This is a genomic window from Methylacidimicrobium tartarophylax (genome assembly GCF_902143375.2).
Lineage (GTDB): Bacteria > Verrucomicrobiota > Verrucomicrobiia > Methylacidiphilales > Methylacidiphilaceae > Methylacidimicrobium > Methylacidimicrobium tartarophylax.
In genome coordinates, this window is the sequence record NZ_CABFVA020000005.1 from 1 (window position 1) to 14,794 (window position 14,794).

The 14,794-nt window shown below is 59.1% G+C and carries 11 protein-coding genes; 1 reads left to right on the forward strand and 10 read right to left on the reverse strand.

The window, feature by feature from the left end; all coding sequences use genetic code 11:
* Positions 1-104: 104 nt before the first annotated feature.
* The 8 genes from MAMT_RS00750 to MAMT_RS00785 all read right to left on the reverse strand — a co-directional run bounded on the left by MAMT_RS00750 (position 105) and on the right by MAMT_RS00785 (position 11,339).
* Positions 105-2,267 carry a carboxy terminal-processing peptidase gene (locus MAMT_RS00750; RefSeq protein ID WP_142659039.1) on the reverse strand — a complete coding sequence of 721 codons (2,163 nt, stop codon included), beginning with the start codon at positions 2,265-2,267 and terminating at the stop codon, positions 105-107.
* Positions 2,264-3,535: a serine--tRNA ligase gene (gene serS / locus MAMT_RS00755; protein ID WP_142659040.1), complete on the reverse strand. Its 1,272-nt coding sequence runs from the start codon at positions 3,533-3,535 to the stop codon at positions 2,264-2,266. The genes MAMT_RS00750 and serS overlap by 4 nt, the downstream gene beginning before the upstream one ends.
* An 18-nt stretch (positions 3,536-3,553) precedes the next feature.
* Positions 3,554-5,125 carry an Rne/Rng family ribonuclease gene (locus tag MAMT_RS00760; protein WP_142659041.1) on the reverse strand — a complete coding sequence of 524 codons (1,572 nt, stop codon included), beginning with the start codon at positions 5,123-5,125 and terminating at the stop codon, positions 3,554-3,556.
* A gap of 195 nt (positions 5,126-5,320) precedes the next feature.
* Positions 5,321-6,493, reverse strand: a complete 1,173-nt coding sequence (locus tag MAMT_RS00765) for an FtsW/RodA/SpoVE family cell cycle protein (RefSeq protein ID WP_246186441.1) — start codon at positions 6,491-6,493, stop codon at positions 5,321-5,323.
* Between the two features lie 5 nt (positions 6,494-6,498).
* Positions 6,499-8,550: a penicillin-binding protein 2 gene (gene mrdA, locus MAMT_RS00770; RefSeq protein WP_142659042.1), complete on the reverse strand. Its 2,052-nt coding sequence runs from the start codon at positions 8,548-8,550 to the stop codon at positions 6,499-6,501.
* The gene (locus tag MAMT_RS00775; protein ID WP_178086831.1) at positions 8,547-9,143 is read right to left on the reverse strand and encodes a hypothetical protein; all 597 of its coding nucleotides are present in this window, start codon (positions 9,141-9,143) and stop codon (positions 8,547-8,549) included. The genes mrdA and MAMT_RS00775 overlap by 4 nt, the downstream gene beginning before the upstream one ends.
* A 223-nt stretch (positions 9,144-9,366) precedes the next feature.
* Positions 9,367-10,260, reverse strand: a complete 894-nt coding sequence (gene mreC / locus MAMT_RS00780; protein ID WP_246186442.1) for a rod shape-determining protein MreC — start codon at positions 10,258-10,260, stop codon at positions 9,367-9,369.
* Between the two features lie 80 nt (positions 10,261-10,340).
* Positions 10,341-11,339 (reverse strand): rod shape-determining protein, encoded by a 999-nt coding sequence (locus MAMT_RS00785; protein WP_142659048.1) that lies wholly within the window; start codon positions 11,337-11,339, stop codon positions 10,341-10,343.
* 276 nt (positions 11,340-11,615) lie between these two features.
* Here MAMT_RS00785 and MAMT_RS00790 point away from each other — a divergent pair, with 276 nt between their 5' ends.
* On the forward strand, positions 11,616-12,377 hold the full coding sequence (locus MAMT_RS00790) for a type I 3-dehydroquinate dehydratase (protein ID WP_142659044.1): 762 nt from the start codon (positions 11,616-11,618) through the stop codon (positions 12,375-12,377).
* Here the strand turns inward: MAMT_RS00790 and MAMT_RS00795 are convergent.
* Both MAMT_RS00795 and MAMT_RS11230 read right to left on the reverse strand, forming a co-directional pair.
* Positions 12,284-13,597: an NAD(P)/FAD-dependent oxidoreductase gene (locus MAMT_RS00795; RefSeq protein ID WP_142659045.1), complete on the reverse strand. Its 1,314-nt coding sequence runs from the start codon at positions 13,595-13,597 to the stop codon at positions 12,284-12,286. The genes MAMT_RS00790 and MAMT_RS00795 overlap by 94 nt on opposite strands.
* Positions 13,598-13,658: 61 nt before the next feature.
* Positions 13,659-14,794: hypothetical protein (locus MAMT_RS11230; RefSeq protein ID WP_178086832.1), on the reverse strand; the 1,136-nt coding region annotated here is incomplete at its 5' end.

Here is a 14,794-nt window from a genome sequence, read left to right on the forward strand (position 1 = left end):
ACCCGGAACATGGTTCCGGGAAGGATGGTGACGATGGTGCCTTCAACTTCAATCGTGTTCGGTGTGGTCATTTCTCTCAATCAAGCAGGAGAGTATCTTACTTTCTAGTGGTCTTTTTGCAGGGCCAAAGTACTACCGGGCTTCTGCAGGAGGGTGACGTAGTCGCCCAATATGTTCAGAGCTTCTTCCAGAGTGAAGTCGTTGCCGACCTGCGGACTGCCCTCGTCCCAACTCTTTTCTTCAAGTTCTCGGACGGCCGACCCATCACCGGCCGCTTCCGCGGCGGAAGTTTTCGCCGTCGATCGCGGCAGAAGTTTGAGCGGTTTGTGGCTCCGCGCGGAGTCGATGTCCAGGTAATAGACATTTTCGTTTGCCGCGGGACGGTGGGCGCGCTTTGCCTCCAGGGCCGTCTTGTTCGCTTCCGCCTCCTGCTTCTCTTTGAGCCTGACCGATTGATTGAGAGAAATCGCCTTGTCCTCGTTCTTGCGCTTGATGAGGTCGATCTGTGTCAGGACGTAGGCAAAGTCCGGATTCGACGCCACCCGTTCGGAGGAGCGCTTCTGTAGGACGGGCAGGAAGGCCGCTTCTCCGCTTGCTTTTTGGAAATAGGCCGGGGGAATGGCATCGGCAGGGAGCGCGTGGGGCAGAGACGATTCTCCCAACTCGAGATAGTCGTCAATCGATGGGAGGACCACATCGGAGGCGACTCCCCGCTGCTGCGTGCTCAATCCGGTCACCCGATAAAACTTCTGGACCGTCACCTTCAGCTTGCCGGGATCGCCGTGAAAATCCCAGGGGACGTAGTCGGAAAGAGGGAGCAGCGTCTGCACCGTGCCCTTGCCGTGAGTCGTCTGATCGCCGATGACGACTGCACGGCCGTAGTCTTGAAGTGCGGCCGCGACAATCTCGGATGCGGAAGCGCTGAACCGGCTGACCAGGACAAGCAGTGGACCCGTATAACAGAGATGATTTCCGGTCATGCGGAAAGACTGGGTTCGCCCGCGATAGTCCTTCACTTGAACGACGGGCCCATCACGGAGAAAGAGGCCGGATAAGTTGATCGCCTCTTCCAGCATCCCCCCTCCATTGCGTCGCAGGTCGAGCACCACTCCCGAGACGCGCTCTTTTTCCAGGCGCTTCAAGAGCAGTGCGACATCCTCGCTGCACTTCTCATAGAATCCCGGGAGTTGGACGACGCCGAGCCGCTCGGCTGGATTTCCCTGCGCGGCGGGGCGTTCATAGACAAAGGCCTTCGCATGCTGTTCGGTGAGCTTGACCACGTCGCGCGAGAGAGTGATCGACCGACGCACCGACTCGTCGGTGGCGTCCGCCGGAATCACCAGGAGGGTGACCTTGGTGCCTCGCTCGCCACGAATCTGCTCGACGACTTTGTTCAGCTTCATGTCCACGACGTCCACGGGTTCGCCGTGGTCCTGTTGGACCGCGACAATCCGATCGTTGGGTTTCAGCCTTTTGTCGAGATCAGCGGGAGCGCCGGGGACCAAGCTGACGATTTTCGGATAGCCGTCTTCCGATTTCAGCACGGCTCCGATCCCGGTTAAGGAGAGCTTGATGCTATTGATTTCGAAATTCTCCGCTTCGCTGGGAGACTGATAATCCGAATGGGGATCGTAGGCGTGCGCGAGGGCATTCAGATAATAGTCGAGGATTTCCTCGGTGTCCGCCTCGCGCATCTCCTTGAGAAAGCGGCTATAACGGCGAGCAATGGTCTTTCGCGTCTGCGACGGGTTCTCTTTGGCAAGCAGTCCTTGGAGCAGCTCATATTTGACCCGCTTTTTCCAGAGAGCACGTGCGTCGGCCTCGTCCTTCGGCCAAGGAAGCTTGCTTCGATCCGGCCGATAGGTCTCGTCCTTGGAGAAGTCATGGGGCTCCGAGAGCAGGGACTCCACGCCGTGCTCCTGTTCCGCCGCCCGGGTCAGAAACCGATTGTAAATATCCAGAGCTGGGGAAATATCTTCCCGCCGGGTGTAGTCTCCGAGAGTAGCTCCGTATTTTTTCTCGAACTCATCGATGTCCGACTGGAGGAAAATGGTGTGGTTGAAGTCGAGCGCATCCAGATAGTTTCGCAGAAAGATCTCGGAAACGTGCTCGTCAAAGGGCTTTTGCGAAAAGTGCGCTTGTTGGAGAAAGATTGCGACGAGCTTGGCGACTTTGCCGCATTGCGTCTGGTCCAGGTCGGCGCGCAAAACCGTCGGCATCAGCAACAGCAGGCCGAAGAACCAAAAGTGCCGTAGGAAACGCCTCATACAAACTCCTTTGGATAATAAGCGCGAAATGCTTCCGGGAGCAACACCCGGCCATCCTCCTGCTGATGATTTTCAAGGAGAGCGGCTATGATCCGGGGCAGAGCCGTCCCGGATCCGTTGAGGGTGTGACAGTAACGTGATTTGCCTGCGGGATCCGGCTTGCAGCGAAGAGTCATCCGGCGGGCTTGAAAGTCCTCGAGGTTGCTGCAGGAGGAGACTTCGAGCCACGCTCCCACTCCGGGCGCCCATACTTCCAGATCGTAACATTTCGAGGCGCCGAACCCCATGTCGCCGGTGCAAAGGAGCGTGATTCGGTAAGGGAGCTCTAGAAGTTGGAGCACCTTTTCCGCATGTCGCACGATCTCCTCCAAGGCGCCGTAAGAGCGGTCCGGGTGGGTGATCTGAACGAGCTCCACCTTTTCAAATTGGTGAATACGCAGAAGGCCGCGAGTGTCCTTTCCCGCACTCCCTGCTTCTCTGCGGAAGCAAGGGCTGTAGGCGACGTAGCGGAGCGGGAGCGTGGCTTCCTTTAGGGTTTCCTCGCGGTGCAGATTGGCGAGCGCCAACTCGGCGGTCGGCAGGAGGTAGAGATCGTCGGAGGGAATGTGATACATCTCCTCGGCGAATTTCGGCAGATGGCCGCTGCCGATGGCGACTTCACCCCGAACGAGGAACGGGGGCCAGATCTCGATATATCCATGTTCCTGGACATGGAGATCGAGCATGAAGCGGATGAGGGCTCGCTGCAACCGCGCTCCCTCGCCGCGGAAGAGGGCAAAACCGCTGCCGGCGAGTTTGACGGCGGCGGGGAAATCGAACAGCTCTCGCTTTTCCCCGATTTCCCAATGGGGCTTTGGTGGAAAGAGGAACGTACGAGGCGTTCCCCACGTGCGAATCGTCTGATTCGCTTCGGCGCCGTTCCCAATGGGAACGGTAGGATGCGGGAGGTTGGGCAGGAGCAGGAGGAGATCCCTGACCTCCGACTCCAGGCGTTGTCGCTGGCACTCCTTCTCCTCGATGGTTTTCCCTAAAGTCCGCATCTCCGTCAGAAGAGCTTGCGAGGGTTTCTCTTTGCCCTGGCGGAATCCGATCTCCCGGCTTACCTGGTTGCGTTTGGCTCGGAGTTCTTCCACGGAACGGATGACGGCGCGGAGTTCCCCGTCCGAGTCGAGGAGCCTGTCGACCAGAGCCTCGTCTCCTCGACCGCGGGTCTTCAGTCGCTCTCGAGCCTCTTGCGGATGTTGGCGAAGCCAGTGAATGTCGAGCATGAAGGGGACCGGATTGGATCAGGCAATCTCCTCGCCCGTGATCGCGTTCAGAAGGGTAAACTGTTCGGAGCCGAGATGAGGATCGGGCCGAAAATAAAGCTTCCCCTGCAATCGACGCTCCAGGTCGAGAAGAAGCTCTTCGTCCTCGGTTTTCAATCTTTCGAGGGTCGAGGGATGGACGAGCACTCGCAGCTCCTTGATCTCCGGATGGAGCCGCATGGCGCGAACGATGGCCCGCTGGATTTCGACGCTCATCGTCTCCGGCGACTTGACCATGCCCCGGCCATGGCAGACGGGACAGGGGATGTAGAGGGAATGCCAGATGCTCTCCTGTACCCGCTGTCGGGTCATCTCGACTAGGCCGAAGTCGGATAAAGGCAGGATGTTGGTCTTTGCCTTGTCCCGGCGGACGCACTCCTTGAGCCTCTGGACTACCGTCTCCCCTTCGCGACGGGACTTCATATCGATGAAATCGATCACGATCTGGCCTCCAATGTTGCGCAGGCGCAGCTGACGAGCCACTTCCCGGGCAGCCTCCATATTCGTCTGAAAAATGGCACCTCCTTGCTCGCGTCCGCCGCGAGCACGCCCCGTGTTGACATCGACGGCGACGAGTGCCTCGGTCTCGTCGATCACGATATAGCCCCCGCTCGGTAGATCCACTTTCCTTCCGAAGGCACTATCGATCTGCTTTTCGATGTCGAGACGTTCGAAGAGAGGGACGGGGTCTTTGTAGGAAACGATCTTTTTTTGGGATCGGGAGGAGATGAGGGCGACCAGATCCCGTATCCGTTTTGCTTCCTCTTCGTCGTCGACGAGAATGCGCTCGACGTCCTCGGTCAGAAAATCCCGCACCGTCCTTTGGACGAGGTCCGACTCTTCATAGACGAGACTGGGCGCGGAAAGAGAGCGGATCTTTTCGTTGATCTCCTGCCACTGCTGCAGAAGCAAGGCGAGATCGCGAACGAAATAGCGCGCCCGCGCTCCTTCACCGACCGTGCGAAAGATCAAGCCCATCCCATCGGGCACATCGAGCGAATCGAGAATCTTGCGGAGACGCGCCCGCTCCTTCGGGTTGTCGATTTTCCGGGAAATTCCGAACTGCTCGCTGAATGGGCTTAGCACGAGATAGCGGCCTGCAAGGCTGATGTTGGTCGTGACTCGGGCCCCCTTTGTGCCGATAGGACCCTTGGTGACCTGGACGACCACCTCGGAGCCGGCCGGATAGATTCTGGGGATATCCTCAGCGCGAGGGGCGCGTGACCTACTCTTGTGTTTGCGCCGCTCGACCGTTTCAAAGCTCCCATCGAGCGCGGCGGGAATTGCGTCCCAATAATGGAGGAAGGCGTTTTTCCCCACTCCGATGTCGACGAAGAGGGCCTTCAGGGCAGGTTCGACATTGTTGACTCGGCCCTTGTAGATGTTGCCCGCGATCCCGCGCTGTTCCCGTCGTTCAAGCGCCAACTCCTCGAGTTGGCCGTCTTCCAAGAGAGCAACCCGGTACTCGAGCGGCTCGCACGTGATGGCGATCTCTTTTCTGTTCGCATTCGGCTTGAGACGGACCCAACGCCGGATTCGATCGAAAAACATAAATGGTCTCCTTCTTTTCTTGCCCTTTCTGCTGCCTGCCACCGCAGGCAGGGCGCCTTTCCAGCCAAGGGTCTTTCGATGAGTTTTGCTCGAGCCGCGGACAAGAGGGCGGCTCCGCCATCTGCGGCAGCCTCCCTTCATTCGCCACGGCGACAAGCCGGTTTGAGATGGCAACGAAAATACGGATCAGTTCCGTCACGCTCCGCCTAAAGTGGTTTCTTCGGGTTTCCGATGGATCCATACGCTCTCCACTAGGCCCAATCCTGCCAGGCAACTGATGAGGAAGGTTCCTCCATAGCTGATGAAAGGCAAGGGGATGCCCGTAATGGGCACCACCTTGATCGTCATCCCGACGTTCACGAAAACGTGCGTAAAAAGAATCGTGGCGATGCCGACGGCGACGGCACGGCCCGCAGGCTCCCGAGCGGCGAAGGCGATCCGGAGGCAGAGCAGGAGCAGAAGGCATTCCCCTGCGATCACGGCGGCGCCGCCCAAAAAGCCCCACTCCTCTCCCACTACCGAGAAGATGAAGTCGGTATAAGAGATGTTCTTCGGAAGGAAACCAAGCATGTTCTGAGTGCCTTTTAGATAACCTTTGCCGCTCATCCCTCCGGAGCCGATCGCAATCAGGGATTGGTTGATCGTCCAACCCGCGCCGAGGGGGTCGAGGGTCGGATCGAAGAAGGTGCGAATCCGGTTCATCTGGTAAGGTTTGAGTCCCGGAATGTCCCAACCGAGCTTGCCCACCCCCCAATAGGCGTAAATCAGAACGCCGAGCAGGCAGAGCACTCCGAGAAAGACGTACCGCATTCTCAATCCGCCGACGAAAAGGATCCCGAAGCAGAGGGGCAAAAAGACCCCCGCGGAACCCAATGCGGGCTGCTTCAAGATCAAAAGCGTGGGGAGAGCCATGGCTGCAACGAGCGGGGCCGCGAAAACGATGCCCCGGCTCTTCGTTCGGACAAGCCACCAAGCTCCGAAGAGAACAAAGCCTACTTTCGTCAAATCGGCGGGTTCCAAGCTGATCGGACCGATCCGCAGCCAGCTCTTGGCGCCGTTGACTGTCTGCCCGATCCCGAGCACGAGGAAGAGCGCTGGGAGGGAGAGAAGAAAAAAGAGCCATCCCCACTTCACCCAATTCCGGTAGTCGATAAAGGATAAGACAAAGAAAACCGCCGTACCGGTCAGCAGCCAAATGCTCTGGGAAAAAGCGGCGTTGCGAAAGTCTTGGCTTTCGCTCGAGTAGGTCGCGCTATAGACAACGACGATCCCGAAAACCGACAACGCCATTGCGACGACCAAAAGGGACCAATCGAAACGCGCCAGCTTTGTGAGAAAGCCAAGCCGCTCTTTTTCCACCATGGTCATTCTTCCTATCCTTCGTCCGCGGAAGAGTTGTCCCGGGAGTCTTCCTCTTCGTGAACCGGAACGGACGGACGAACCGGCGCCGGGGTGTCGACCTTGGGCTGAATCTCCGTCAGGCCGTTAAAGTTGCCCTGGGCTGGGTTAAAATAGACCAGTTGCGGGGCGGAGCCGTCTCGCTCCAGCGCCAAGATTCCCTCCATGATCTTATGTACGATCGGGCCGGCCGTTGCTCCTCCTCCAATGCCTCCTTCCACCATCACGCAGACCACGTACTTCGGATGCTCATACGGGGCAAAACCGATAAACCAGGCGCGGGTGTCGTTGTAGAGTTTGCCGTGCCACCGTCGCTTCGCCTGGGCTGAACCGGTCTTGCCGGCGATGGCGATGCCGGGAATGGCCACGGAGTGGCCGGTTCCGCTTTCGACCACGGCGAGCAGGCCTTTGCGGATGGCATTCAGATCTTGCGGCCGCAATCCAAGATCGGCGCGCGGCCGCGGAGGAATGGAGGCGAGCTGACGGCCTTGAGAATCGGAGACTCCTACGATGAGCCGTGGATAGAGGAGGGTGCCGCCGTTGGCGACCGCTCCCATGAGTAGCACCATCTGGAGTGGGGTCACTTCCAAGAAGCCTTGGCCGATGGATAAGTTGGCCGTATGGGCGGTCGTCCATCGTTCCAGGGGGTGCTGGGCTTTCATCCATGCCGGGCCGGGTAAAATGCCCGGGGACTCTCCAAGATAGGAAAGCCCGGTAGGCTGTCCGAAGCCGCAGAGCTCTGCCATCTCGTCCAAGTGCTTGATTCCGGTGCGTATGCCCAATTGATAGAAAAACGTATTACACGAATACTGGAGCGCTTCGTCGAGGGTGATGTTGCCGCGTCCGGTCTTGGTCCAGTCATGGAAGAGGTGCCCGCCGATGTCGATCGCGGCCGGAGAAAAGATCTGCGTCTGGAGAGTGATGGCTCCATATTTCAGGGCTGCGAGGGAAATCAGCACTTTGAACGTGGAGCCGGGCGAGTAGGCCGAAACGCTCCGGTTGAGAAGCGGCCTTGTCGGGTCGGAAGTGAGTTTTTTCCAATCTTCCTGGCTGATCTTCGGAACGAACCCATTCGGATCGAAATCGGGAACCGAAGCCATCGACAAGATGTCCCCGGTATTCGGGTCCATGACGATCGCCGCTCCACGACCCACGGTGCGGAGCGCCTCTTGGACGATCGCTTGAATCCGCGCGTCGAGAGTCAGGTAGACCGAAGCGCCGAGGTTCGGGTTCGTGTATCCCTCTTCGGCGACGATGTAGCCCCGATAATTGACGCGGAGAATTCTCCCGCCCGGCTTTCCTTGCAACTGCCCATCCATCAGCCGCTCGACGCCGATTCGGCCCATCGTTTCGAGGTCGTAGCCGTCGGGCCCGAGGCGCTCCTTCTCTCCGGGAGGTCCGACATATCCGAGAATATGGGAGGCGAAGGCGCCGAAGTTATAGTGGCGTACCGGACGCACGGCGACGTCGATCCCGGGCACTCCCAAGTTTTGCTCGGCAAAGCGAGCGACGGTCACATAGCTGAGCTCCGACGCAAAGCGAAAGGGGACGTTTGGGCTGGTGAAATAGTGGCGTTGGAGTTCCTTGGGATCGAGTTTGACCTCGAGATGAAGAGCGTTGGCGATGGGAATCAGATCGGTCATGACCACTCGATAGATATCCGGCTCCTTGCGAAGCAGGGTTGCCCCCCCCATCCGCCGTTCCACCTGGATCCGGGGCACCCGTCCGCGATGACGCTTCGGATAGTCGCGCACGAGTTGATCGAGATAGAGATCGATTTCGTAGGTGGCACGGTTTTCGGCAAGAGCGATGCCGTTTCGGTCGAGAATGGGACCGCGCGCGCCGTCCAGGCGAAGGGCGATCGTGGTCTGATTCCTCAATCGATTCGCATAAGTCTGCCCTTCGATGACTTGGAGAACCCATAGGCGGGCGATCAAGAGTCCCAGGCAGGCCGAGATCACCACGGCGACGACTCCCACTCGGAGTTTCGGGAGGTAGGGCGGTGGAGAATCGAGAGGGTTCCTCACAACAGTTCGATCTCCAGCAGATCGTCCTCGTTATGGACGGATGTTCTGGGCAGGAGCAACCCCCAACTCCAGTCAAACAGCCATCCCATGGGGAGACTCACGACTGCGGTGAGGAGCGAGGAGATCCCGAATCCGGTCCAGGGGGCTGCGGACCAAATCCATTGGCGGTGCTCCAGCAGTTGGAGCGCGTATGCCGTCCCGAGAATCACGAACGTGGCTAAAGCGGCGACTCCCGGGAAAAACCAGATGGTGTGCAGGAATAAGCCCTGCCGTAGCAGAAAGAGCAGAATGGAAGTCAGCGTAAAGGCGAGTACGCATGGACCGATATGGCCGGCTGTGAGCAGATCACGCCAAAATCCAACCAGCGCGGCGAGACCGAAGGAAGGGATCAGAGGGAATCGAAAGGCGGCATAGGCGATCACCATCGCTGGCAGATCCGGTTTCGCCGGCGTCCATGGAAGGCTCGGAAGAATCATCTGCAGCGGCACGGAGACGATGCAAAATACCAAGCAGAAGAAAGCCGGCAGTGCGCTGATCGCCTTGCGTACGAAACCTGCGCCCAGCGAGCGCATCCAGACTCCGCCGGCCGCCATCTTGGTCAATCCATCCACGCTACGCTGCGTTTCGATAAGCCAGGGGTAGCATCGGATTCGAATGTCCTCCCGAATTCCTTGCCGAGGGTAGCGGACGTGGTCCCGGCTGCTCCGGTAAGTCGTGGAAATCCTAAACTTCGGCCAGCCGTCCCCATGGTTCCCTTTTCTATAGCGCCTCGGGGTAGGGATAGCAATGCAAAGCGAGACAGGTGGCTCGTTCGTCCTACCGGCCCGACAAGACGACAAACATCTCGGAAAGCTGCGTCAAATCGACTCCGGGGTCGACCGTGGCCTCCCGGTAGAGGCCGAAGGAGCGTGAGGCTTCCAAGGGCAGCACCTGCGTGATGCTTCCCACGTAGAGCCCGGCAGGAAAAACCCCTCCCAACCCGCTGGTCAGTACGCGTTCCCCTGCGGCAACCTGGGCGTTCCTGGGAAGATAGATCATACGGGCGTAGGGCTTGTTGTCCGCCGATGTGCCTGCCCCGACCACGAGTCCTTGATCCTTTGAGCTCTCGCTGATCGCCGAAACCTTGCAGTTCTCATTGGTGAGCAGAATGATTTGGGTGAGATTTCGTGCGACGATGCCGGTCTTACCCACAACCCCCCGAGGGGTGACGACCGGAAGATCGGAGGAGAGTCGGCTATCGTCCCCCCAGCCCACGTCGACGTAAATGTTGCTCCACCAATTGGAGGGATCGCGGCTGATCACCCGGCAGGAGAGCAAGTGAAAGGTAGAGTTGTGGCGGAAGGAGAGCATCTCACGCAGCCGATCGTTTTCCTCCTGCAGGTGGCTAAGATAGCTATTCCGCATCGCCAGTTCGGCATTCCGGACCCGCAACTGCTTGAGTTCGGTCTGGACCTCCGTCAGGGTCTTGCTGCCTAGCTCAAAATCTTCCCAGGTCCTTGCGATGCGATCCCAAACCGAAAGGAAGGGAGAAGCCATTTCGAGCCCGACCCGGTGCAACGCACCTTCCCAGGCACGGGGAAGCGCCAGTCCGATCAGCAGGAGGAAGAGAGAGGCGGCTCCCAGATAGAGCGGTACGCGTCCCACCCTGCCGCGAGGCTCGATGGTAGGTTCTCCGTGCGTGGGAATACGGGAATCTTCGTCAACGGACATGATGCGCGAAAACTTCCGGAACCGCAGAAAGGCCCATTTCGCAAGCCGCAGGAGTTCGCTTGTGAGACATGCAGGCTAGCTCACCGGCGACCTTCGGGTCGGCCGACCTTTTGGAGAACAGAGTACTCTTCCAGAACCTTTCCCGTTCCCTCCGCGACCGCACTCAACGGGTCCTCGGCAACATGTACCGGCAAGGAAGTCTCCTCGGTAAGAAGGCGATCGAGGCCGCGAAGAAGAGCACCCCCTCCGGCCAGGACCACGCCCCTCTCGAGGAGATCGGCTGAGAGCTCCGGAGGGCAACGCTCCAGCGTAATTCGCACTGATTCCACGATCACGGAGAGCGGTTCCATCATCGCTTCCCGGACCTCCTGCGAAGTAATGGTCAAGGTCTTCGGAAGACCGGCGACCAAGTCGCGTCCGCGCACCTCCATCACGGTCTCGGTTTCCAGCGGATGGGCAGAACCGATCCTCATCTTGATCTCTTCCGCCGTGCGCTCGCCGATCATCAAGTTATAGGCCCGGCGTAGATAATTGGAAATACTCTCGTCGAGCTCGTCGCCCGCTACTCGGACGCTGCGGGAGTAGACGATTCCGGAAAGGGAAATGATTGCGACCTCGGTCGTCCCTCCTCCGATATCGACAATCATATTGCCGGAAGCCTCCTGGATGGGGAGACCTACGCCGATGGCGGCCGCCATCGGCTCTTCGACTAGGTAGACTTCACGAGCTCCGGCATGCCGAGCAGATTCTTCGACAGCCCGTCTCTCGACCTCGGTGATCCCGCTCGGCACAGCGACGACAATGCGCGGCCTCCGGAAGGAAAACCTTGTTTGGGTTTTGCGGATGAAGGCCTTGAGCATTTCTTCGGTAAGCTGGAAGTCCGCGATGACCCCGTCCTTCATCGGACGGATCGCCTGGATATTCCCCGGGGTGCGGCCCAACATCCGTTTGGCCTCCCCGCCGACAGCGACCACTTGTCTGCTCGTTAGGTGTACGGCGACGACCGAAGGTTCCCGAAGGACGATGCCTCTGCCGCGAATGTAGACGAGCGTATTTGCTGTTCCCAGGTCGATGCCAATGTCGCTTGCGAGCGCCGCAGATGCCCATTCCCAGGGTCTGGAGGGTGCCTTTCGGGTTTGATCGTTGCGTTCCGGGAGAGGAGGATCTTTCTTCGGGGAGGTGGCGGAGTCGAGTAGAGGTAGATTGTTCACGAGTGCACTGGTAGCTTGAAAAAAAATGAGGGGGATTGCTAGAAAAAAGGAAAGTCTGGGTAAATCGCCCTCTCGTAACCCGCACAGATCTTCCCCTGGGAAACTCTCGGTTGGTCACGAGCGTGCGGCCCATTGAGTTTTGTCATGGAAAGAACGGCCGAGCCGCGGTGGGGTGGAGAGGAAAACGGGTCGCAAGGCCCGTGGATCGTTGGCACCATCACGACGGCGAGGGGCTTATCCTTTCTGAAGACGACGGCGTCCCCCGCCGATCTCGTCGAGGTGAGGCTCGATGCCCTGCTCGAAGACGCGGTTCCGGTTCGGGAAGTGAGTGCCTGCTTGGCCGAGCGCACCCGGCCAGCACTCCTGACGCTGCGCATTCCCGACGAAGGAGGACGCCGGCAATGGGCGAAAGAGGAAAGGGAGGGGCTTCTTGAGGAACTTTTCCCGGTCATCGACGCACTGGATCTGGAGTACCGCTCCCTTTCCCAGTTGCAGGAATGGTGGGAGCGTGCTCGCTTGGAGAGGAAATGGCGGATTGCCTCCGTTCATTGGCTGGAGGGCAGCCCGGGACGAGATCGGATTCTCGAATGCTGTTCCTTGCTGGAAAGAGCCGAGCCGGACTGGGCAAAAATCGCTCTGCGGCTTCGCGATCCCGAGGACCTTCGAGCGCTGGCCCGAATCTTGCTGGATCATCGATCCCAAGCTTGGGCTCTCATGGGACTCGGGCCACGCGCCGCGCTCTCCCGCATCGTGCTCTCCGCCCTCGGCAGCGAACTCGTTTACGGCTATCTGGACGAACCGGGGGCTGCCGGTCAACCGTCGGCCGATGAGCTCGTCGACGCTTTGTGTCGTGTCGGGCTTCTGGCAGCCTCCGACCGGAGGATGATGCGGGCTCCCCGGCCGTAAGTCAGATAGGACCAAGTCCATTGAAAGAGGACGATGACCTTGTTGCGGAATCCGATCAAAAAGACCAGGTGGATCGCCAGCCACGCCAGCCAAGCGGCCAGACCGTTGAAGGCTGCTTTTCCGATCCAGACAACGGCCGTTGACCGTCCGATCGTGGCCATCATCCCCTTATCGCGATAGCGGAAGACAGGGCGCTTCTCCGGAGGAATGACGCCGGCGGAAAGTTCTCCGGTGATCAGGCTCGCGACATGCCGTCCCATCTGCATGGCGGCGGGAGCGATGGCGGGAACCCCTGGTATAGACACCATGTCGCCGATCGCAAAAGCGTTGGGATATCCAGGCAGACTCAGGTCCGGAAGCACCAACAGTCGTCCCGAGCGGTCGCGTGGTGCGGGCAGGGTGGCGGTAAGGGGATGGGGAATAATTCCTGCCGACCAGAGGATATTAGCGGAACGGACCGTCTCGGCAGCCAGGATCACCGACCTGTTTCCAAGATCCTGAACCGGACTGGAGAGCCGAACTTCGACTCCCAGAGCCTTCAGCCTGTATTCCGCGATGCGCCCCAGCTTTTCCGGAAATTGCGCCAGGAGGCGGGGTCCGGCTTCGATTAGCAGAATACGTGCCTTTGTCGGATCGATGTGACGAAAATCTCGGCGCAATACATGACGGGTCAAATCAGCGATGGCGCCTGCCAACTCGACTCCGGTTGGACCGCCGCCAATGACGACCACGGTGAGAAGCTCCTCCCGTCGCACGGGGTCCTCGGTGCGTTCGGCCTGCTCGAAGGCGAGGAGCAGTTGGCCTCGGATCTGGTGGGCATCCGAAAGAGTTTTGAGGCCGGCGGCGTATTGATCCCAGTTCGCACGTCCAAAGTAACTGGTCACGGCTCCCAGAGAGAGGACGAGGTAGTCGTATCCGACGGAACTGCTCTCCAGCATGACGTTCTGCTTTTCCAAGTCGAACCCGATGATCCGATCCATCCGGACGGTGATTTGCGGATAACGTCTGAGGATCGAACGGATCGGGATGGCGATGTCCGGACCCGAAAGCCCTGCGGTCGCGACTTGGTAGAGCAGGGGCTGGAAGAGGTGATAGTTTTCCTTGTCGATCAGAAGAACCTCTCCCACGGGAGGAAGCCGGGAGAGCCGTTCTCCAAACGCCCGGGCCGCCGCCAAGCCGCCGAAACCGGCTCCACAGATTGCGACGCGTGCAGCGCTCACGGAAAGGGTCCCTTTCGCGATTCTTGCCTTAATCTAGGCCCGAGCCTTGCGCGAGCAACAGCTATAAACCTTCCCAGAAGAGATTGACCGGGATGAAGCTGTCCGCTCGCACGATGATCTCGGTCTTCGCGTAGGGAGAAATCGAGAACGAGAAAAGGCTCCAATATTCCTGACCGCCTTCTTTCGTCACCAGCCAGAGGAAGTAATGGCCGGTCTGAAAGCGCCCGTTTTGTTCGAGACGACGCCATTCGAAATGCCCATCGGGACTGACGGGTATCGTCGTCAGAATCGAGTGCCTGGGAAGCTGAAGCAGCTGCTTTTGGAAGTTGACTCGTGCTGCTTCCGCTTGCGCCGTCGCGTTCGAGAGCTCGTTTTGATTCGCTGTGAATTCTTGTTGGAGAGGGAGCATCTCCTCTTCGGATTCCGTAATGCGTCCCTCGACAAGCGAGATCTGATTGCGAATTTCCGTCACTTTTGGCGCCACTTGCGCCTGGAACTCTTCGGTCTTCTTTTTGAGCGCCTGCTGCTTCTGTTCGTACATGCTTTGAAATTGGTGCCAGACTTTCAGTCCTTCCTCCGCCCACTTCCGCTCCTCTGTCACGTTGACGGAGGGAGGGGCGGAATAGAGCGCAAGCTCGTAGGCGTTGGCCCATGCTTCCGGCGCGCGAACGGAAACGTCTTTCTCGGTGATCGGTAGTCCGATCTGCTTGCTCCGTTCCTGGAAGTTGGCTTCGATGTGCGCGATCATCGCATCATACTCCCGTTCCAAGGCGGCTCCCTCGGTCGCCCACAACTCCCTTCCCTTCTCTTGGGCTTCCTTCCCCGTGCTTTTTAGTTCCTCCTCCGCAGTGTGGAGCTGCTCTTTGAGCAGGCGGATTCGTTCCTGCTGGGCAACGAGGTCGGAGCGCACGCGCTGCAGGTTGTTTTCGCTGCTTTGAACTGTCTGTAGGTAGGGCTCCACCGAGCTTCCGCAATCCCGTCGCAAGGCGCGGATATCTCCCGAAAAGTCGTAGACCACATACGCCTTGTCCGGCATGGGAAGCTTGCCGGGAAAAATCTGACCTTCCACCTCGGTTTCGCGCAGCGAGTAATAGGTTCCAAACCCCATGGCAGCCACAGAGCTGTAGAAGAGCAAGCGGGCGGAAACGGCCAGCCATGTGCCACGCCGAATCCCGGTCTTTGTCGTCTTCTCCTCGC

Coding starts and splice junctions, on each gene's coding strand:
- MAMT_RS00750 (WP_142659039.1), bottom strand. CDS start 2,267: ATGAGGCGTTTCCTACGGCACTTTTGGTTCTTCGGCCTGCTGTTGCTG.
- serS (WP_142659040.1), bottom strand. CDS start 3,535: ATGCTCGACATTCACTGGCTTCGCCAACATCCGCAAGAGGCTCGAGAG.
- MAMT_RS00760 (WP_142659041.1), bottom strand. CDS start 5,125: ATGTTTTTCGATCGAATCCGGCGTTGGGTCCGTCTCAAGCCGAATGCG.
- MAMT_RS00765 (WP_246186441.1), bottom strand. CDS start 6,493: ATGACCATGGTGGAAAAAGAGCGGCTTGGCTTTCTCACAAAGCTGGCG.
- MAMT_RS00775 (WP_178086831.1), bottom strand. CDS start 9,143: ATGGCGGCCGGCGGAGTCTGGATGCGCTCGCTGGGCGCAGGTTTCGTA.
- mreC (WP_246186442.1), bottom strand. CDS start 10,260: ATGTCCGTTGACGAAGATTCCCGTATTCCCACGCACGGAGAACCTACC.
- MAMT_RS00790 (WP_142659044.1), top strand. CDS start 11,616: ATGGAAAGAACGGCCGAGCCGCGGTGGGGTGGAGAGGAAAACGGGTCG.